The 20,137-nt window shown below is 60.2% G+C and carries 19 protein-coding genes; 6 read left to right on the top strand and 13 right to left on the bottom strand.

Going from position 1 to position 20,137, the window contains the following annotated elements:
* Positions 1–15 precede the first annotated feature (15 nt).
* Positions 16–801, top strand: a complete 786-nt coding sequence (locus H6M51_RS20330; protein WP_185811622.1) for an SDR family oxidoreductase — start codon at positions 16–18, stop codon at positions 799–801.
* Between the two features lie 7 nt (positions 802–808).
* Here the strand turns inward: H6M51_RS20330 and H6M51_RS20325 are convergent, their stop codons facing one another.
* Both H6M51_RS20325 and H6M51_RS20320 read right to left on the bottom strand, forming a co-directional pair.
* The gene (locus H6M51_RS20325; RefSeq protein WP_185811621.1) at positions 809–2,158 is read right to left on the bottom strand and encodes an ATP-binding protein; all 1,350 of its coding nucleotides are present in this window, start codon (positions 2,156–2,158) and stop codon (positions 809–811) included.
* A complete protein-coding gene (locus tag H6M51_RS20320; RefSeq protein ID WP_185811620.1) occupies positions 2,148–2,816 on the bottom strand; it encodes a response regulator transcription factor in 669 nt (222 codons plus the stop codon). Before H6M51_RS20320 ends, H6M51_RS20325 begins: the two co-directional genes overlap by 11 nt.
* A gap of 156 nt (positions 2,817–2,972) precedes the next feature.
* Between H6M51_RS20320 and H6M51_RS20315 the strand changes: the two genes are divergently transcribed.
* A complete protein-coding gene (locus H6M51_RS20315; protein ID WP_185811619.1) occupies positions 2,973–3,239 on the top strand; it encodes a PepSY domain-containing protein in 267 nt (88 codons plus the stop codon).
* Positions 3,240–3,242: 3 nt separating this feature from the next.
* Positions 3,243–3,782, top strand: a complete 540-nt coding sequence (locus H6M51_RS20310; protein WP_185811618.1) for a cytochrome b/b6 domain-containing protein — start codon at positions 3,243–3,245, stop codon at positions 3,780–3,782.
* Positions 3,783–3,885: 103 nt separating this feature from the next.
* Here the strand turns inward: H6M51_RS20310 and H6M51_RS20305 are convergent, their stop codons facing one another.
* From H6M51_RS20305 to H6M51_RS20255, 11 genes are all read right to left on the bottom strand, one after another.
* Positions 3,886–4,275 carry a diacylglycerol kinase gene (locus H6M51_RS20305; RefSeq protein ID WP_185811617.1) on the bottom strand — a complete coding sequence of 130 codons (390 nt, stop codon included), beginning with the start codon at positions 4,273–4,275 and terminating at the stop codon, positions 3,886–3,888.
* Entirely contained in the window at positions 4,272–5,909 is a 1,638-nt protein-coding gene (locus H6M51_RS20300) for a phosphoethanolamine transferase (protein WP_246780604.1), read from the bottom strand. The genes H6M51_RS20305 and H6M51_RS20300 overlap by 4 nt, the downstream gene beginning before the upstream one ends.
* Positions 5,910–6,224: 315 nt before the next feature.
* Positions 6,225–8,552 carry an FdhF/YdeP family oxidoreductase gene (locus tag H6M51_RS20295; protein ID WP_185811616.1) on the bottom strand — a complete coding sequence of 776 codons (2,328 nt, stop codon included), beginning with the start codon at positions 8,550–8,552 and terminating at the stop codon, positions 6,225–6,227.
* A 137-nt stretch (positions 8,553–8,689) separates the two neighbouring features.
* Complete coding sequence (locus H6M51_RS20290; protein WP_185811615.1) at positions 8,690–9,487, bottom strand: CPBP family intramembrane glutamic endopeptidase; 798 nt, start codon at positions 9,485–9,487, stop codon at positions 8,690–8,692.
* A 68-nt stretch (positions 9,488–9,555) separates the two neighbouring features.
* Positions 9,556–10,458 (bottom strand): CPBP family intramembrane glutamic endopeptidase, encoded by a 903-nt coding sequence (locus H6M51_RS20285; protein ID WP_246780603.1) that lies wholly within the window; start codon positions 10,456–10,458, stop codon positions 9,556–9,558.
* A 10-nt stretch (positions 10,459–10,468) separates the two neighbouring features.
* Complete coding sequence (locus H6M51_RS20280) at positions 10,469–12,433, bottom strand: alpha/beta hydrolase (RefSeq protein ID WP_185811613.1); 1,965 nt, start codon at positions 12,431–12,433, stop codon at positions 10,469–10,471.
* Between the two features lie 78 nt (positions 12,434–12,511).
* Complete coding sequence (locus tag H6M51_RS20275; RefSeq protein ID WP_185811612.1) at positions 12,512–13,060, bottom strand: hypothetical protein; 549 nt, start codon at positions 13,058–13,060, stop codon at positions 12,512–12,514.
* 46 nt (positions 13,061–13,106) lie between these two features.
* Positions 13,107–15,173 carry a M13 family metallopeptidase gene (locus H6M51_RS20270; protein ID WP_210314885.1) on the bottom strand — a complete coding sequence of 689 codons (2,067 nt, stop codon included), beginning with the start codon at positions 15,171–15,173 and terminating at the stop codon, positions 13,107–13,109.
* Between the two features lie 98 nt (positions 15,174–15,271).
* Positions 15,272–15,610 carry a hypothetical protein gene (locus H6M51_RS20265; RefSeq protein WP_246780602.1) on the bottom strand — a complete coding sequence of 113 codons (339 nt, stop codon included), beginning with the start codon at positions 15,608–15,610 and terminating at the stop codon, positions 15,272–15,274.
* Between the two features lie 49 nt (positions 15,611–15,659).
* On the bottom strand, positions 15,660–16,358 hold the full coding sequence (locus tag H6M51_RS20260; RefSeq protein WP_246780601.1) for an SH3 domain-containing protein: 699 nt from the start codon (positions 16,356–16,358) through the stop codon (positions 15,660–15,662).
* A 118-nt stretch (positions 16,359–16,476) separates the two neighbouring features.
* Positions 16,477–17,391, bottom strand: coding sequence for a LysR family transcriptional regulator (locus H6M51_RS20255; protein WP_185811611.1), 915 nt, complete (start codon positions 17,389–17,391; stop codon positions 16,477–16,479).
* Between the two features lie 188 nt (positions 17,392–17,579).
* Here H6M51_RS20255 and H6M51_RS20250 point away from each other — a divergent pair, with 188 nt between their 5' ends.
* The 3 genes from H6M51_RS20250 (at position 17,580) to H6M51_RS20245 (ending at position 20,078) form a co-directional block, all read left to right on the top strand.
* On the top strand, positions 17,580–18,572 hold the full coding sequence (locus H6M51_RS20250; RefSeq protein ID WP_185811610.1) for a L,D-transpeptidase: 993 nt from the start codon (positions 17,580–17,582) through the stop codon (positions 18,570–18,572).
* Between the two features lie 153 nt (positions 18,573–18,725).
* Positions 18,726–18,854, top strand: a complete 129-nt coding sequence (locus tag H6M51_RS24885) for a hypothetical protein (RefSeq protein ID WP_281418973.1) — start codon at positions 18,726–18,728, stop codon at positions 18,852–18,854.
* A 78-nt stretch (positions 18,855–18,932) separates the two neighbouring features.
* Entirely contained in the window at positions 18,933–20,078 is a 1,146-nt protein-coding gene (locus H6M51_RS20245; protein WP_185811639.1) for an ROK family protein, read from the top strand.
* The last annotated feature ends 59 nt before the right edge of the window (positions 20,079–20,137 follow it).

Here is a 20,137-nt window from a genome sequence, read left to right as displayed (position 1 = left end):
AGGAGGAGTGAGACCATGCAGCGTTTTTCCGGACAGACTGTCTTCGTGACCGGCGGCAACAAGGGCATCGGGCTGGGCATTGCCCGTCGCTTTGCCGAAGAGGGCGCCAAGGTCGCCATTGCAGCCATCGAGCCTGATACGAGGGACGTCGCCTTGCGGCTTGCCGAAGACACGGGCGCCGAAACACTCGGCCTGCAACTCGATGTCACCGACGCCGCGGCCGTACGCGCGGCCTATGCCGAAGCGGAAGGACGCCTCGGACCTCTAAGCATCTCCGTCCAGAATGCCGGGGTCATCACCATTGCCAAGGTCGAAGATCTCAGCGAACGAGAATGGGATCTCAATCTCGACGTCAACACCAAAGGCGTTTTCCTCTGCTGCCAGGAGGCCGTGGCCCGCTTCCGCGCCAGCGGCACCAAGGGCCGCCTGATCAACACGGCATCCGGCCAGGCTCGCCAGGGCTTTATCTACACGCCCCACTATGCCGCATCGAAATTCGGCGTGGTGGGCCTGACCCAGAGCCTTGCCAAGGAACTCGCCAGAGAAGGCATCACCGTCAACGCCATCTGCCCCGGCATCATCCACACCGAAATGTGGGACTATAACGATCGCGTCTGGGGCAAGATGCTCGGCGATTACGGCCCGGGCGAACTGATGGCTGAATGGGTCGAAGGCATTCCCATGGGCCGCGCCGGGACGCCTGCCGAAGTCGGCGCTCTCGTCGCCTTCCTGGCCTCGGCCGATGCAGCCTACATCACCGGCCAGACGATCAATGTCGACGGTGGCCTGATCATGTCCTGATCAACGCCTAGTCTTTCTTCGGGAATGAAAGCTCACACTGGAAGGCCGTATCGCCGGTCGGCAATGGTAAACTTCGCAGGGTCATCGCGCCGCTCATCTGTGCGATGAGTTTGTCAACGATCGCAAGGCCGAGACCGGATCCGGGTTTGCTTGCCTGGCCACGCTTGAACCTTGTCCGGTAGACATTCAGATCAGGTTCGAGAGGAATTGAAACGGAGTTGGTCACGGTAATGCGACCGTCGTTCGCGATGCCGACCGTTATGGGCTGGCCGTCGGTCCCATAATGCACCGCGTTCTCGAGGAGATTGTTGAAGGCGATCGCGAAGGCATCGGGGTCTACCGGTCGCATGAGCTCCGTCACACCGGGCGATAGTTCCAGAACGACAGTCACCGTTGGTCGAGAGCGCTGAATGCTCTCGACCAGCAGTTTGACAAGGGCCACCAGGTCCACCGGCGCACTGGCAAATCCGATACCCGCTTCCGCGCGCGAGAGCTGCAACAGCTTCTCCAGCATCAGCGACAAACGACGCAGCGCTTCGAGCACACGTTCCGATCGGGATATGTCCTGCGGCTCTGTCAATTGTCGGGACAAGAGTTCCATCTGGGCGAGCGCTCCGGCAAGTGGCGTGCGCAGTTCATGGGCACTATTGGCCGCAAGGTCACGTTCGGCCTGTATCGCCTGTTTTAATCGTCCGAGCAGGGTGTTTACCGAGCCAGGGATCGCTGCGATTTCTGTGGGGAGCCCGTGCAGCGTGATCGGCTCGAGATTGCTCCCGTCTCGTGTGCTGATGGCGGCCTGCAGGGCGCTGACCGGTTGTGTCGCACGCACGACGATCCAGCGGATCGCGAACATGCCAAGCGGCAAAAGCAAGATGAACGGCAGGAGCAGCGTAATGGCACTTTCGAGCGCCGCCTCGCGACGATGCGCGAGTGAATCCGCAACCTGAATGAAGAGGGTATCGCTGATGGTCGCGACGGTGAAGATCCGCATGTCGTCACCGCTCCAAAAGCCGGGTTCAAGCGGCGCGGGATAGGGATCCGCTCCGACATTGTGCGAATGCATCAGCACGCGCCCCGCTGCATCGCGCACCTGATAGGTCAGGTACTCGTCGGTTATGCCCGGGTTTAAGGCTGCGATCTTGTTCGGCACCGTGCGGGCATCCCGGCGGAAGTAATCGTCGACAACCAGTGGCGCGAGCCGTTCTGCGGCTTCCTGCAGCGCGCTGTCGAAGACCTCGTCATATTCCGCACGCATCGCATAGATGGAGAGCCCGACTGCGATCGTCCAGAAGATGGCAAGCAGAATCGACAGGGACAAGACGAGACGTCCTGCCAGGCTTTGGGTCTCAGACCGCATCGGCGGAAATCCTGTAACCCACACCACGCACGGTCTCGATGGCATCCTTGCCGAGTTTTCGGCGCAAGCGGCTGACATAGACTTCGACCGTGTTGCTCTCGACTTCCGCCCCGAAGGCGTAGAGTGCCTCCTCGATCTGCGCCTTTGAAACGATGGCACGCTTGCGAGCGATCAACCGGTCGAGCACGGCCCATTCGCGCGAGGACAGCAGGATTTCCTGCCCGTCTTCGCCGGCAATACGTCGCTCGGAAGGGAAGATTGCGGTGCCACCGATCGTGAGATCAGGCAGCTTGTGAGTCCCGTAGCGCCGCGACACGGCGTGGATGCGGGCCTGCAATTCGCCCAGATCGACCGGTTTGACGAGGTAGTCGTCTGCGCCGGCATTCAAGCCGGCAATGCGGTCAGACACCTGATCATGCGCGGTCATGATGATCACGGGCATCTCGTCCCGACGGGCGCGCATGGCCCTCAGAATGTCGAGCCCGCTCCCATCCGGCAGCCGCAGATCGAGAAGAACGAGATCATAAGCCGCAGCTTCGAGACTGGCTTCGGCCTCGTCGCGTGTGCATGCCCAGTCCACCGCATGGCCCTCGCGGTCCACATGCGTCTTCACGGCATCACCCAAAATCTCGTCGTCTTCCACCAACAGCACGCGCATTCCATGACCTCTATCGAAGCGACTTTGATCCTTTGTAACTTACGAAACTGACAGGCTGCTGAACCAGCCGCAAGCGAGGTTACATCCATTCAGGTAGCTGTCAGCTTGAAGACTGATCTTCCTCCCCGTGTCCAACACAGGAAAGGAACACGTCACATGCGCAAGATCATCGTAGCTCTCAGCCTCGCATCAGCATTCGGCAGCACCGCGCTGGCGTCGGAAAAATGCAATGTCGCCATGGCCGACTGGAAGCCACGCGAGACCCTGCTGGCCAAACTCGAAGGCGAAGGCTGGAAGGTCCGCTCGATCAAGACAGAGGATGGCTGCTACGAGGCCTATGCCATCAATGCCAAGGGCGAGAAGGTCGAGGCCTATTTCAACCCGCAGACGCTCGACACTGTCGGCATGAAGATCGAGGACTGATCGATGGCCTCGACAGTCAAGGTCTGGGATCGTCCGATCAGGCTCTTTCACTGGAGCCTTGCGGGCAGTGTCGCCTTGTGCTGGCTGACGGCAGACGAGTTGCAGAGCCTGCACGAAGTCGCAGGCTATACAGCCGCCGGTCTGATTGGCCTGCGCCTCGTTCTCGGGCTCGCCGGAACGGGCTACGCGCGCTTTAGTCAGTTCATCCGTTCGCCAAAGCGGACCCTGCGCTATGCGGGCGAGATGCTGCGCCACCAGGAGGCCCGCTACCTCGGCCACAATCCACTCGGGGCTGCCATGGTCGTTGTGCTGCTCATCATGATCGGCGGCATCGCCCTGACCGGTTGGATGCAGACCACCGACGCCTATTGGGGCATCGAATGGGTTGAGGAGACGCATGAAGCCCTGGCGCAATTGCTGCTCGTGGCAATCGCCTTGCATGTGGCCGGCGTGGTCCATGCTAGCCGGCGGCACCAGGAAAACCTGGTGCTCGCCATGATCACCGGTCGCAAGCGGGCCCCCGCCGGCACCGATATTCTCTGATTGCTCAGGCTCGTTGACCACAAACAAGGACGCCGCTGACCGTGGCGTCCTTGTTCTATGTGTGGCAAGCGCCAGCACGAGCTTTCCCTGAAAGGGGCTTCCCTCAAATTTTCAGATGAACAGTGAGCGCATAAAGCAGCAGCATGGAATTGGCCAAGATCAGGCAGAACACAGCCAGCGATCCGAGATCCTTCGCATGTTTGCCCGTTGCCGACACCTCCGGTGAGATGCGGTCAATGATTTCTTCGATCGCCGTATTGACCGCTTCCATGGCGATCAGGAGGAGAAACAGGATGATCGCCGACAGCCGGACGGCGGCCGTCACATCCATCACGGCGTAGGCAACCAACAGCCCAGTACCGGCCATAACCTCCTGGCGAAACGCAGCCTCCTTCGTCAGCCGTGTCAGACCGCCCGCCGAATAGCCAGCGGCAGACCATAGATGGGCTATCCCCGTTTGCTTCGGCGCAGCATCTTTGGTGTGACGCGTCATGAGGATGCTCCGTCTCGGCAAGACGAGAATATGTCTAGTATGGGGTCCCGAACTTCCGTCTCGACCTGCATCAGGCCGAGCACGCTGTGGAATAGATTGTCGTGCGAGAGTGGCGTGGGAGCCTTTCCAGCAAGGCAAGACTTGTCGAGGTGATTAGACTGTTGCAGGCCCGGGGAGAGCCAGACGACGAAGGGAATATGCGTCTGCTCCTTCGGCGCGAGAATGTAGGGTGCACCATGCAGGTAGAGGCCGTTTTCGCCGAGTGATTCTCCGTGGTCCGACATATAGACCATCGCCGTATCCAGCCGATCGCCCTGTGCGTTCAGCTTGTCGATCACCTCTGACAGGATGTGATCTGTGTAGAGCAGGGCATTGTCATAGGCGTTGGTAATGGTTTCCGGCGCGCAGGTGTCAAAGTCCACCGAGCGGCAGTCTGGCATGAATTTCCGGAATTCCTCGGGATAACGAAGATAGTAGGCGGGGCCGTGATTGCCGAGCTGATGCAGCACGAGAACCGCGTCGCCATCAACCTTGTCCAGCCATGTGTCCAGGCCATCGACAAGGATCTGATCCAGGCATTCACCACCGTTGCAGAACCGCGGATCGCTCGACCTGAAGAGGTCTGTTTTCTTGATCCGGTCAGCGACACGTTTGTCGCCTGTGTTGTTGTCCCACCATTCCGTCTTGATGCCGGCATGGGTGAGGACATCCATCAGATTTTCAGTAGCCAGCCCCTTGGCATGGGTGTAGTCCCCGCGTCCATAAACCGAGAACATGCAAGGCACCGAAACGGCGGTCGCCGTTCCACAGCTCGACGTGTTGGAGAAGTAGACAATATCGCGTTTCGAGAGCTCAGGATTGGTTTGTCGCGCGTAGCCTCCGAGTTGGAAGTTCTGTGCCCTCGCAGTCTCGCCAACAACCACGACCGTAACCCTTGGCTTACGTTGGCTCTGTTCGTTGCCTAACATGCGCTTCGCATCCGTTCCGATCGGCTGAACGACGATGTTCTGCTCTTGATGTTTTCCCATGACGAAGCCCGCAGCGCTGACCATCGGGAAGATCGGGTTCAACGTCCGGAACCAGTCCCGGTGTGCGCGGGCGGTGAAGATGAACGTGCCGCTGTTCGAGAGCCCCGCCAGGGCCAGAACGGCAAGGCAGGGCACGATGATCATCATATTGACGGCCACTTTTTTCAGAATGGGACGATGCACGATGTCCACGAATGTGATGAACAACGCCGGCAAGAAGCCGAACAGCAACAGGTGAAGGACGAAGGCTCCGGTGATCAGGTGACCGGCTTCTGCCTGATTGGTCTCAATGGCATTGCGGATCATCTCGCCGTCGATGATGACGCCGAACCGGTCCATGAACCACGCGCCCGCAACGCTAGCCAGCAGGAGCAGAATCAGCGCTGGCTTGATCAGATACTTGGCGGAGAACGTGAGCATCAGCGCAATGAAACCCGCGAGCAGCCCGACGGACAGCGCAAACAAGGCGAGCATGTCGTCCTTCAGGAAGACTGAAGACTTGTGCCAAAACGTCCCGTTCACGAAGAGGAGAAGATAGCCTGCGGTGAGTATGCTCAGCACCTCGCTGCGCATCCGCGGCCGGAAGCTCAAAAGCGTCTTGAACAAGCCCGCTTCCTTTCCTGCATGGATCAAAGAGAACCGATGCACTGAAGCGGAAAGCTGACAGGAACCTGAACGCGGTTCAGGACCGGTGCGACGTCTGAGGCTTCCGGTAAGCGCAAGAACGTCTGGGGTGGTGGACTTGGGCTCTGCACTGGCAGGGTTTGCCGCTCCTGGTTCGCAGGCAGGCGAAGCCGGGGAACGCGGAAACAGAGCAGGGCGCTTCAGGCCTCGCCGGCACCTCAGTCAGCTATCGGGGCCTCTTCTCTTGCCGAAGAAGGAGACGGGCGACGGCACAACATGGGGGACCGTCTCGATTGATCAACCCGCAACAATACGCACCGGCGCGCCCTTGTAAGCCGGCGTTCCCGAGTTTTTCTCGTGATAGGACAAAGGCACCAGGGGATTGAGTTCGGGGTAGTATCCGGCCACGCAACCATCGGGAAGATCGTAGGCGGTGACGGTCAGTCCTGAGACCCGTCGGTCGATGCCATCGTTCAGATCCGACACAAGAGTAATCTTCTCCCCATCCTGCAGATCGAAACGTCGCATCTCGTCTCGATTGATGAGAACGATGTTTCGATCTCCTTGCAATCCGCGCAGGCGGTCGGAAAAACCGTAAATGGTCGTATTGAACTGGTCGTTGGAGCGTAGTGTCACCAATGTCATGCGGCCATCGCTGCTGGTCGCGTCCGACAGCGGTTCTCCAAGGGCCGAGATTGTATCGGGGGTGGTGAACTGCGCCTTGCCGCTCTCCGTGTTCCACGTGCGTTCCCGCGCGGAATTTCCTCGATAGAACCCGCCCGGGATGAAAAGTCGTCCGTTGAAGTCCTTGAACTGGTCGGGATAGGTCGCTTCGATCAGATCACGGATCAGGCTGTAATCGGCAGTCCAGTCGTCCCACCGCAAATTCGGATTGTTGCCGGAGAGGGTCGCCTTGGCCAGCCGGCACACGATCTCCACCTCCGACCGGACCTCCTCGCCTGGCGGTGTCGCCGACCCGAGCGAGCCATAGATGTGGCTGAGCGAGTCTTCCATCGAAACGGCTTGCTCGCCTGTCTGCTGTACATCTCGGTCGGTCCGGCCGAGACAGGGCAGAAGATAAGAGACCTTTCCGGGAGTCAGGTGCGATCGGTTGAGCTTCGTGGCGATATAGACGGTGAGATCGAGGCCGGGCCACGCCTTTTCCAGCCGCTCCCTGTCGGGCATGGCCCTGACCAGGTTGCCACCCAGCAGCAACATGGCCTTGACGGAGCCGTCCAGGATGCCTTCGCCGGCGGCCACGGTGTTGCGGCCATCTTCCCGCGGCACCTTAAAGCCGAACAACTGTTCCAGCCGATCCACGGGAACCGCTTCCGTCTCGATCTTCTCGCTCACCCCGACAGTCCGCTGGCCCTGCACGTTCGAATGCCCGCGCACCGGTGAAATACCCGCGCCGAGCCGCCCGACATTACCGCCCAGCAAAAGCAGATTGACGAGCATGCCGAGGCTCAGCCAACCATGCACATGCTGGGTGATCCCCATGCCGTAGATGCCAATGACATTCCTGGCGCGGACATAAACGTCCGCTGCAGCTTCGATCATGCGGCGTGTGAGGCCCGAATGCGCCTCGATCATCTCCCAGCTCATGGCGTTCACGGCCTCAAGCATGGGCGCGAAGCCGGTCGTATGGGCTTTTATGAATTCGTGATCGAGGACCGTCCCCGGGGCTTTTTCTTCAGCGTCGAACACGCACTTCATCATTCCCGCGAGCACTGCGATGTCGCCGCCGGGACGGACCTGATAGAACTGTTCTGAGATCTGCGTCGGACTTCCGACGGTCATCTGAACCGGGTTTTGCGGGTCGACGAATTCAAGCAATCCTTTTTCACGGACAGGATTGAAGGTCACGATCCGACAGCCGCGATCAACGGCATCCTTGAGCTGATGAAGGAATCTCGGACTGTTGGACCCCGTGTTCTGCCCGAAGAAGAAGATCGCGTCGCAATGCTTGAAATCCTCCAGCGTGCAGGTGCCGACCGGCGTTCCGATGAAGGTCTTCAGATTGACCGAGGTCGTCTCATGACACATGTTCGACGACTGCGGCAGATTGTTGTGGCCATACAAACGGGCGAACAGGGCAAAAAGATAGGCCGGCTCCAGCGCCGAGTGACCGGATGAATAGAACACGGTCGACTTCGGATCGAGCGCTCTCAATCTTGCACCGATGTCGGAACAAGCGTCTTCCCAACTGACCGCGAAGTAACGGTCGCGATCGGGGTCGTAGCGCATGGGATGGGTGAGACGCCCTTCGGCTTCCAGGTCATGGTCGTGCCATTGACGAAGCTCTGAAACGGTATGCTCGCTGAAAAACTCTGGTGTGACCCGCCGCGTCGTCGCTTCCCAGAGTGTCGCCTTCGCGCCATTTTCGCAGAACTCCAACGCATTCGGATCAGCAGGTTTGGCCCAGGCGCAGGAAGTGCACATCATGCCTTTGGGCTTGTTCTGCGTGGCCAGGATCTTCAGTGCCTCCGGGGAGGCATGCGCGTTTCCATAGGTGCTCAGGATCCCTTTGAGAGATCCCCACCCTCCGGTCGCGCCGGAATATTGCGGAGTCCCCGGATCGTGGCTTGTCGCCTTATGATCTCGGCTCTTACCGGTTTCATCCATCTCTGGCTCCCCTTTTGTCGACGGGTGAAACGGCTCCCGCCCGAGGGGCCAACGGCGCGCAGGTGTCTTTGTTCCGCGTCAACCGGTTGGGCCAGCGATCTGTGTTCATGTCAGCTCACGCTTGAGCGTGAAAGTCTTCAGCGATCGGACGGCTGATCCGTGCTCAGCACATCTTCGTTTCGAACGTTGCGCAGGAGATAGATCCCGTAGAGAAAATGGGGCAACACCAGAAGCACAGGCAGCACGAACGCCCATCCTCCGACCTCCCCTCCGGGGCCCTGGGGGGCCGATTGCTGGCTGGCCGAGATCGAGAACGTGCCGAAATCCCAAAGCGCGTGGTAGATGATCGCCGGCCAGATCGATCCCGTCCGCACGAGAATGGCCATGAAGGCGAAACCGCTGAGGGTCGCGGTGAAAGCCTGCAGCATGGCGTTCAGCAGTTCCCCCGTCGTCAGCGCGTTGAGGATGTGAACAGAGCCGAAGAGCACCGAGGTCCCGATCATCGCTGGCCACAGCTTCACGCGCGTTCGCAACGCCTGAAACAGGATGCCGCGAAACATGGTTTCCTCCGACAGTCCGACGAAAATAGTGCTGAGAAGGATCATCAGCATCAGATCGAGCGGGGGCAATCCGATCACCGCAGCAAGGCCGAGAAACGTCACAATGTAGAGTGCCGGCAGCCACATGATGCGAAGCGAGCTCATCGGCCTTGGGGCCACGAATTTGAGGTCGCGCCAACCCGTCACCAGAATGACGGCCACCAGGAAAAGGAAGGCGGCGACGACATTCCAGAGCGGTCCTTTCGCCAGTCCCTCGGTGAGCGACTGCTTTTGACCGCCGCTGAGCCAGATCCCCCCGTAGATCGTGATCGTGGCCCAGATGCCGTAGACCACCAGACTGAAAGGGAGGCGGGCTTGTCCGTGTGCGAATTTCATGTCGTCCTGCCTCTTGCTCAAGCTCCACAGGGTTGGCGATGCCCGCCGTGATCCGGCTGGATTCTCTGTTATCGTCCACTGTGTTTCCACATCGGTGGCAGCATGTTGCCCCGTTTCGCCGCCGCGTGCAGCACCAGAAGCCCCGTGGCGGTGCAGAGGCCGAACGCCACCACACTTCCCTCCATGCCGAAGCTGCCGCCTGTCAGGAACTCTGGTCCTTCGAGTGTCGCCCTGAACAGACCGGGCTGTTTGAAGGCGCCGGAGACGGAGCCGGAATAGATTCCGCTTTGCACGAAGTTCCAGCCCATGTGGAAGCCGATGCTGAGCCATAGTCGTCGGGTGAGAAGGAAGAGAGCCGCGAGCAGAACTCCGGCTTCGAAAGTAATTGCCAGCGCACCCAGCAGGGTCGCCTCCGGATTGCCGAGGTGGCGCAGCCCGAAGATCAGAGCCGAGACCAGGAGCGCGATCCAGCTTCCGGCGAGTTCCTCCACATTGCGGAAAATCACGCCCCGATGCAGCAGTTCCTCGAAGACGCTGGAGCTGATCGCCATGGCGATTGACAGCAGGATGAGGGGGAAGGGGTTGATCCCATCGACGCGGTAAACGCCGAGCACCATCAGGATCATCACGCACAGCGTATAGAGACCGGCGCCCCCCAGAAGCCCCCCTCCCAGTTCGCGCGCCAGCGGTGCCCGTGCCAATTCGTTGACCGGGCGTCGTTCGACGAAGCGGACAAATGCGACATAAACGGCGATCGCAAGAGCTGCCATCAGAGCGGCACTTCCGATCGCAAGCGGTGGGCGGTCGGCAAACTGCCCGCCCCAGAAGCCGTTGCTGACGCCCATCAGAACGAAGAGCAGCGGGGCAAGCAGCAAGATGCGTATCAGCGGAAACTGCAGGATCCGCAGCCAGAGTGGCCTGAGCCCCTCCGTAGCATTTCCGAACTCCCTCGTCTGTTGCTGGTGAGCCAAGTGGCTGCCCTCACTTTGCTGCCTTTGCCCAGTCCGGGATATGCCACTCGATCTTGATGCTCTCCGCGCAATCATTCGACAGTTTTCGACCGGGCTGGTTGATGAAGGCCACACCCATATCGGCCACGCAGGGCTGATAAAGCAGGGCGCCATGGCCGGCCTCCGGGATCATGAAGACCTGAGCGTTGCTGAGTTGTTCGGTCGCGACTTTGGCCCAGCTTGCCGGTGTTTGGCTGTCATAGAGGCTGCCGATTGAGAGTGTGGGAATGTCGCTCTTGACCGGGACCTGCCAATTGTCGCGCTGGACCTTCTTGAACGGAATGCAGGACCCGAAGACGAAGCGCGCGGCATCGTCGGCGTCGTCGCCGATATAGGGGTATTTCTGGGCGGCCGTGAATGCCTGGTAGCCCTCGAAACTGTTGAAGGGCAGGTCCTCCTGGCAGGCATAGTTGAAGAGATAGAGATCGCCGAAGAAGCCTTGCTCCGATTTGGCGACATCCCGCTGGATGATGGCGAAGTAGCCGGCGACTTCCGCTTCGCTCATGCTGTCGATCAGGGCGGTCAGCCGGGCTGTGGCCTCGCCCGTTGTATGGGTCTTGACGAAGGCACTAAGGGCGCCCTTCGAGGGATTGATGTTCTGCAGGGCGGCGTAGTCGGCAACCATCCCGGCAGCCTTTGCGTCATCGCTCCCGCGTGCAGCAATCAGCGCTTTTTCCAGCTCGGTGTCGAACAGGATTGCGACGGGTCCATAGTTGCTTTCCGTGTCGATCTCGTCGCGCAACTGTTCCATGATGCTCTGGTTCGAGCGGTCTAGCCTGGCCGAAATCACGGCATTGTCGGCCAAGGTGCCGATCAGGGCGCGCTGTGCCTTGGGCAGCGTCGCGGACACCTTGGCAACGTCGTCATCGCCCGGCATAGGCATGACGAAGTCGCGACCGACCAGCAGGTCGACGGTCGGCATCTCCTTGCCACGATGCAGCTCGTAGATGAAGGCCGGAAGGTAAGGCGTCATCGACAGGTTGCCGTATTTCGTGTTGCGCTCCTCGAAGGGGCGGAAGATAGTCTTGGGCTCAATCGCCTTTCCCTGGTGGATGACCTTGCCAGCCTTGGCCGCATGAAGCGTCTCGATGATGATCTTGTCGAGCTCCGGGAAGGCGGCGTTGCAGGTCTCATCCGCCTTGCACTGCTCGACCACGTGTTCGATCGGCTCGCTGACCTTCTGCGCAAAGGTGTCGTAGAGCTTTACCCAGGACGGGGCCACGCCGTCGATGATCACGGCACGGATGCCCTCGGGCGCGACGCGCATGGTCTCCAGGGCAAGCTTCGTGCCATAGGACACGCCATACATGTTGTAGCTCGTGTAGCCGAGCGCCTTGATGATCGTTGAGACGTCCTTGGCATTTTCGGTGGTGTTGTATTTGGAGATATCGATCCCGGCGGCTTCGATTTCCCGCAGGCAATCGGCGATGGTGTTGTTGTTCTCGTTCGATCCGTCGATGGCAGTGGTCGTGTATTCCTTCTTGGCGATTTTCGCCGCGTTGGAGGCCAGGGCATTGAAACACTTCACCGATTGGCCCGAGAGACCGGCCGACCGCTGGTCCCAGAAGACCACGTCGCGCGTCGTGCGCCAGGGTTCGAATGCTCGGGCAAGAAGCGGGATCTGGACCATCGCGCTGGCGCCGGGGCCACCCTGGAGGTAAACGAGCGGATCGGCTTCGGGATAAATCGAATGCGACTTAAGGATCGCAAAATCGAGGCTGATCTTCTTGCCATCAGGCTTCGAATGGTCCTCCGGGACCTGCACCCGTCCACAGAAGACGGTCTTGCCTTCGATCTCGTCGACGGGAAGCGGACGGGGGCAGATGATCTGGGTGATCGGCGCGCTTCCTGCCGTGCCCGCTTTCAAATCGGCGAAACCTTCCTCGGCGTTGCCAGTGAGGAAGGAGATCAAGGCCAATATGCCGGTATAGTCCATTTCAAAATCCCTCTTTGACTGCATTTTCCGTCATGAAAACGGATCGCTGAATCTGTGTCCGCGACCCGTCGGCAGGCATCATAGACGCCCACCTCTGAGATCAATCAGTTCGCCGGTATCCCGCATCGTGCAGGTCATGTATTGCCGACCGACGGCGGCTTCGATCTGCCACTCGTGTTTTCCGGGGGAGCGAGCCTTGGTGAAGTGCACCTGGTGCATCCCGACGGCAAAGTTCCGCGCGACGATATCGGCACAGCCCTGATAGGCCATTGGAGGCGCCCGTTCAGCGACCGGCTGCATGCGATGCGCCATCGAGTTTTCGCGCTCGCGATCACCGGCCTGGTAGCCCTCGGCATAACCGCGTGTGCGATTGCCTTCCCAGTAGGGGTAGCCGTGAACGCCGTCACGATAGCCGCGCTCGAATTCGGCCATCTCCTCGCCGCCGCCGGGCTCGTAGCCCTCCTGATAGTGGTGCTTGTTGTGCGCCAGAGCTGCAATGCCGAGAATGGCGATGGCCGCTGCGGCGGCGGCTGCCTTGTCCTTGTCGCTCATGCCGGCCTCGGCCAGTGGGATGCCGACCTGGAAGGCCAGTGTGGCCGCCGCAAACAATGCGATGATGCGTTTCATGGTCACTCTCCTTTGCACCTATTTGCTTCAAGATCTGACGGTAAGTTCACCACGCCCTGACACGCCGTTCCGGCTTCAGCCATTCCTTGTCGCCCTCTCCGATGTCGAAGGCCTCGTAGAAGGCATCGACATGCTTGAGGGCGGCGGTTGCTCGGTAGAAGCCCGGCGGATGGGCATTGCTCATGAAGACGCTGCGGATGGCCTGATCCGTCACCTTCATTGCCCAGAACTGGGTCCAGGAAATGAAGCAGCGCTGTGCCGGGCTCAGGCCATCGATGCTGACGTTTTCGTCCGGATGCTCCGCCAGATAGTCCTGAAGCGCCTCATAGGCGAAGTTGATGCCGCCGACATCGGCCATGTTCTCGCCGACGCTGAGCGCACCGTTGAGCTTCAGCCCCGGCAGCACCTCGTAGGCGCTGGCCTGTTCGATCAGCTTCTCCGCTTCCTTTTCGAAGGCCGCAGCATCCTCAGGCTTCCACCAGTCCTTCAGATTGCCCTTCGCATCATAGAGCCGGCCACGGCTGTCGAAGCCATGGGTCATCTCGTGGCCGAGCACGGCGCCGATGCGGCAGAAGTAGGTGGCTGCGTCCTTGTCCGCCTCGAAGGCGGCCGGTTGAAGGATGGCCGCCGGAACTTCGAAGCCATTCTTTGACATGCTGTAGCCGGCATTGATGATAACCGGCAGCGTCGTGCGGCTGTCCGAAAAGTCTTCGCTGACGGCGGGTTTACCGAGCTTGGAATAGCTTCGGCCCGCATCGAAGGCGGTGAGCCGCATGATATTCCCGACGAGGTCATCGGCGCGGATATCGACCGAGGAATAATCGATCCAGGTTTCGGGGTAGCCTATCTTGTAGGAGAGCTTCTCCAGCTTCCCGAGGGCTGCCTTCTTGGTCTCCGGTGCCAGCCAGTCTCTCGTCTGCATACGGTTTTGGAAGGTCTGGTGGACGCGCTCCACCATGTCCCGTGCTTTTGCCTTGGTGTCTTCGGTAAAGTGGCGCTCGACATAGAGGCGTGAAACCGGATGGCCGAGATTGGACTGCAGGGCCGATTGCACGAGCTCCGACCGGGGTGGGAGCCGGTCGATGCCATAGACGATCTTGTTCCACTCTTGCGCTGTCGCATCGAAGCGGGTGCCGAGATACCGTTTGAAATGATTGATCACCTTGACCTTCAGATAGTCCTTGATGTCCCCGATCGGACGGTTCTTGAGCATCTTCTCAAGGGCGGACAAATAGCGCGGCTGGGTGAGGACGATCGTTTCCGGTGGCGAAACGTCAACAGCGGCCAGCATCCTGCCGAAATCAAGGCTGGGGATCTCTGCCTGGAGCTCATTCAGGCTTTTAGGCTGATAGCTGTTGGCGGGGTTCATCGCCTCGACCGGCGTCAGCGAGGCGGAATGCAGCTCCCGTTCGAGATCGGCGATCATATCGACCACCGCCACCGCGCGGGCCTCGTCATAGCCGGCGGTTTCCAGAACCTGCCTCAGATTGGCGCGAAGTGCGAGGTCCAGTTCCGAGCCCGACGGGGCGTCGTAGAGGTTTTCCTGGTTGAAGATCAGGGATCCCTCGACGAGGAAGAGTGCCATTTTTGTGGTATCGGCCTGATCGGTCGATGGGACGAAGCCGACGAGTGCCACCTCGCCGGCGACGGTAATGTAGCGTCCGAGATAGGTGGCGAGGTCGTCCATCCCGGTAATGGCGTCGATGCGCGCGAGTTCCGGCTCGATTGGCGTCATGCCTTTCTCGTCAAGCGCGGCAGTATCCATATAGGAGTTGTAGAAAGCGCCGACCTGCTGCAGCGGGCTGCCCTGTTTTGCTGTGGCGGCCTTATCGCCGGCATCCGCCATCAGGTTCTGCATCTGCGCGGTCAGCCTTCGGCCCATGAAGTCGAAAGTATCGATGCTGACGCGATCAGCCGGCCGCTCAACGCGGTCGAGCCAGCCGCCCGCGGCATAGCGATAGAAATCCGCGCCCGGATCCACGGAGGGGTCCATGTTGCTGACCGAGAACGACAGCTGGTCCGGTCCGATCTCCGGCACAGGAACCTTGTCGGCAGCCAGTACGCAGGCAGAGGCCGACAGATAGAGAAAGGCGAGCGAAGTCAGACGCTGCATGGGGTCCCCCCTTCACGGTCGAGCATGACAGATGCCAGTCGGTGGCCGCCGCTGGTGCGCAAGACCGGTGCCGGAACGCCGGCACCGCATCGGTCCGATCAGAGCGAACCTTCATTCGTCAGCGACATGACGTTGGCCACCACGCCGCTGTTCGAAACAAGGCACCGCCAGGGCGCACGCGTCGGACCCACGCCGACCGTCACCTGCGAATTGGCTTCCGAGAAGATCATCTCCGTAATCTCCACGTCGCCGTTGTTTGTGGTGTTGGACACTGCCGCCAGGCATGCACTGCGCGCCGCCGGTGGAACGCTTTCGTCCATCAGGGGCTGGGTCGCCGCCGCCATCGGCGGCGATTGCGAGGCACCATCCGTGGTGCAGGCCGACAGAACCGAGGCTGTCATGCAGATCATGCTGGTCGTCACCAGGAACTTCTTCATGCCTTTTCCCCTTCTTGTCGCGGTATCTGCCTTCGATGCTCCCAAGAATTCAGTTGCTCGCCTCGATCAGGAACCGTCCGGCCGCCCATCCCGAAGCGCTGCCGTCGGGTCGCGACACGCGGCACCAGCGTGTCTGCCCTGTCATGCGGCATCCGCCATTGCGCAGGATCTCGCCATTTACGACGCGGGTGACGATCGGGCTTTGTGCGCTCGGTCGGCTGCGGATGTTCAGGGCATCTCCCGGCGTTACGCCGGCGACCTGAAAGAAATCGGGTCCGCCTGAAAGGCCGTCGGCAAAGTCCGGCTGGGGCGCCGCCGCGGGGCGTCCCCCCGTCACTTCGATCCTCAGCGTAAATCGCGCCTGCTCGTTGCGGCGAGCGGCATTGCGCATGAGGTAGACCTGCACGACATAGTCGCCACTTTCAGGAACAATGATGTCGGCGAAATCGCCGGACACCGAACCGTTGAACAGCGCTTCGCCGCTGTCGGGTGCGAGAATGTTGAAGTAGTTGCTACCGTTCGAACTATCCATCGTGACGGCGATACGTTGACCGCCACGGACATTGATGCGGTAGTTTACACCTTCATATCCGCGAACGGTGCCGCGGATGACTGTCGAGCTCTGACCACGGCTGAATTCGACACGGGCGCTGCGTTCCTGCGCGACCGCCGTTTGCTGCCCGCTCTCCGCGACGGCGACGAGCGCCATAGCGACCACTCCACCTACGAACGCACGCCACATACGCATCGGATATCTCCCGCTGGGAAAGCCTGGATCAGTTGCCGTGCAACCTACCGATGTCTTCAGACTGGCATGCTCGAAGGTTGTGAACCAGTGAATTAAATTAGTCTAATATGAGAAAGTCTCATGGTTGCACCAATTTCAGCTTCTCCTTCTCCTCACATCGCTGGGACTTTCCCAGCTCCTGTTTGAACCAGCGCACCAGCGCGTCGAGGGCAGGCTCCGTACGGCGGCTCTCCTTTATGCAGAGGTGGTAATCCTCATGTGTCGAGAGTTTCGCTGGATCGAGAACTGACAGGTTTCCTGCCTCAAGTTCAGGCTGTGCGAGGAAGTCTGGAACCAGCGCTGCACCAAGATCCCGGCGCACCATGTCGAGCGCGATCACATAATGCGAGGCAAACAGCCATCGGCAGTCGAGCGGCAGGAGATCGGCCCGTCCTGTGTATCGTGCATAGGCCTGCCAGTCGCTTCCGATCTTGCCGGGTTGTAGCTCGGTCGTGATGTAGCGGAAACCTTTCTTTCGTGCGGCAACCGCCGAGGACACGACGGGAACGAGGTTCTCCGGCCAGAGCAGTTGCGCATGGTAGCCGCGATCCCTCGGCAGCGTCGTCACGAAGGCATCGCCAGAGGCATCGGAAAGCTCCGGATCCTGCGCATACATCACGATCTGCAGATCGATATCCGGATGGGCCTGATAGAAGGAGTGAAGCCGAGGAACGAGCCAGGCCTGGGCGAAACTGCTGCAGATGGCAAGCCGCACGCGATCGCGCGTGCCGCCGATGGCCTCGGCCAGCGAGCGGTCAATCTCGGCAAACGCCGGCTGTAGTCGTCGCGCAAGGTCCCGTCCGGCATCCGTCAACGCAATGCCGCGACCGTTCTTCTGGATCAGCCGTTCTCCAACGATCTCTCCGAGCAGCCGCAGCTGATGGCTGACGGCACTCTGCGTGACGCCCAGTTCTTCCGCTGCTGCGGCCACGGACAGATGGCGCGATACCGTTTCAAACGTGTGCAACGCCCTGAGATTATGCCTGAAATCCATCGCGTAATCCTTGATGCGGCAATCCGCGCGAAATCGGGCGCCCTGCACCCTGGAACAAGCGAGAGTGGGTGCGCCTGAAACTAACGTTTCATGAGGATTGTTTAAAATTCAAGAGAGAAACTCATTGGACACCCGCGGTCGGCCCTGAGATGGTCGCTCCCGTCGAAATTGTGAACGAGAGATCGACCATGACGAAGACAGACGGAAGCAGACGCCTCTTTGTGAAGGGGTTGTCGACGGTGGCACTTCTTGGTCATCCTGCTGCGATCCTGGCCGGGGAAGTGATGAAGGACATCGCCACCCTGAAGCCCGGCGAATTCACCTGGCATCCGGAGAGACAGCGGACAGGCCCGGTCGCAATCGTCGTTTCGCTGCCGGAGCAGCGCGTCCACGTCTACCGAAATGGAATTCGCATCGCCGTTTCCACCTGCTCGAGCGGAAAGCCGGGTCATGAGACGCCGACCGGCGTGTTCGTGGTCTTGCAGAAAGACAAGCACCACAAATCCAGCACCTATGACGATGCGCCGATGCCGAACATGAACAGGCTCACCTGGTCCGGTATCGCCCTCCATGCCGGCAATCTGCCGGGCTATCCGGCCTCGCATGGCTGCGTGCGCCTGCCGCTTGATTTTTCCGAGCGTCTGTTCGGCATTACCCATCTCGGGACCCCTGTGATCATCTCCGGTTCCGCCACCGATCCCTATGAAATGACCCACCCAGGCATGGTGCTCGGCGCCTATGCGGCACGGGAGTTCGAAGGCGCGGTCGCAGCGTTGCACGGCAAGGAGCGCCCCACCGACTGGACAGACCTGAGCAAGCAGCCCGTGGTTTCGGTGATCATGTCAACCTATGACGGCCGTGCGCTGCTGGTGGAGAACTCGGAGATCCGGGCAGAGGGCCAGATCACCGTCAGCGGCAAGGACAGGCTCGGCAGCCACGTCTTCCTGCTGCAAGCTCTCGATCAGGCCGTAGAAGGCATGCGCTGGATCGCGTTTTCGAATTCCGTCGATGATCCCCGTGTCGTCGGCGAGGCTAAAGACGTCCTCTCCCGCATCTCGGCCGACCCGTCCTTTGTCGCAAACATGCAAAAGGTCCTGCATCCTGGCGCGGTCCTCATCCTTACCGACACGCCGCTTGCCCCCGACAGCCGCTCGGGCAGGGATTTCGTGATCATGAGTTGATCCGGGCCACCTTAAGGGCGGCGTTGACTTTCAAGGCTGACGGCCGAGCCATGTCGGCCTGAAGTCCCAGCAATCGCGATGAGCTTTCCATCCGGTCGGCGATGTCGCTCCTCAAAGCCTCGTGTTCCTGGTCAATCGAAAGTGGAGCCACGCATGAAGGATCACCAGCCTATGGTGATGAAAAGACCTCGCATTTTCATGAGAACCATCCTGCGGGTCGTCACGATGTTCCGCCAAGGCGTGGCGTTTCATTCGGGCGACAACATCCACGCGATCTGGTAGTTGAGTATCTCTCGTCAAGACGGCAGCAGTGTGTGGAGTGTCGATTTCGTGAAGATTGATCAGCGTATGACCCGAGCCATGAACCGGCGGCTCATACTGAACCTTCTTCGGCGTGAAGGTCCGGCAAGCAGGGCCGACATCGCAACCGTGACTGGATTAAGTCCAGCGGCCGTCACCTTCGTTGTCGCAGACCTGATTGCCGAAGGCTATCTGCGCGAAGGGGATACACAGCCGGGCGCAAGCGGAAGGCGGCCAATCCCCCTGGAGCTGAACTATGGCGGCCATTACGCGATAGGCATCAAGATGAATGTCGGCACGCTTGGTTGCGTCCTGACCGATTTGTCGACCCAGGTGCTGTCCAGCCTGACGGTCGAGTACAAGTCGTCCAAGCCGGAGGATGTGCTTGATGCCGCCGAACAAGCCGTCATCCGACTGCGCCGCACGGCTCCGGACTTGCAAGGCAAGCTGATTGGCATCGGTTTCTCCATGCCGGCGACCGTCGATATCGAGCAGGCGATCTGCGTGCAGAGCCGACGCTTCCAGTGGGAAAACGTGCCTTTTGGAAGAATGTTGCAGCAGCGGATCAATGCACCGGTCTGGATGGAAGACGATACGCTTGCTTTTGCTTTGGCGCAGCACCTCTTTGGGCTTGGACGGCATCACAAGGTGTTCACGGCACTCGCTCTTGGCGTGGGCATTGCCTGTGCGACGGTGAATGACGGTATCATTCATCGAGGCGCCCATGGTCGGGCCGGTAAACTGGGACATGTAACGCATGACCCGAACGGCCCTCTATGTGAATGCGGCCGCAGAGGATGCCTTCAAGCCCGCTACTCCGAGCCGGCAATTGTCGAGGCCTGGCGTTCTGAGCGCGGGCTTGCCCCCGGTGTTGATCGATATGCGATGAAAGAGGCAGCCATTCAGGGAGATCCCGTTGCCCGGCGCATTCTGCAGGAAGCGGGCAGGGCGATTGGTTTCCATCTGGCAGACGCGGTCAACATCATGGATCCCGAGGTCGTGATCGTTGGCGCAGAAGCCGTCAGCTTCGGCGATCTGCTCTTTGGGCCGATGCGCGAAAGTTTGGCGGCGCGATGTTACGAAGAGCCGCCCGCGATTGTTCCGGATGAGCGGGATAACTTCTGGAGCTCGGGAGCGGCTGCCCTTGCAACGCAGGCTCTGTTCAATTTTGAGGCCAGTGGCAGCGGTCCGAAGGAAGCGGAATAAAAGAGGGGCGATGAAACCGACGTTCCACCGCCCCAGTCGCTTGGGAGATTATTCGTTGA

Source organism: Rhizobium sp. AQ_MP, from assembly GCF_014237835.1.
GTDB lineage: Bacteria > Pseudomonadota > Alphaproteobacteria > Rhizobiales > Rhizobiaceae > Allorhizobium.
This window is presented reverse-complemented; position numbering and strand designations above follow the sequence as displayed.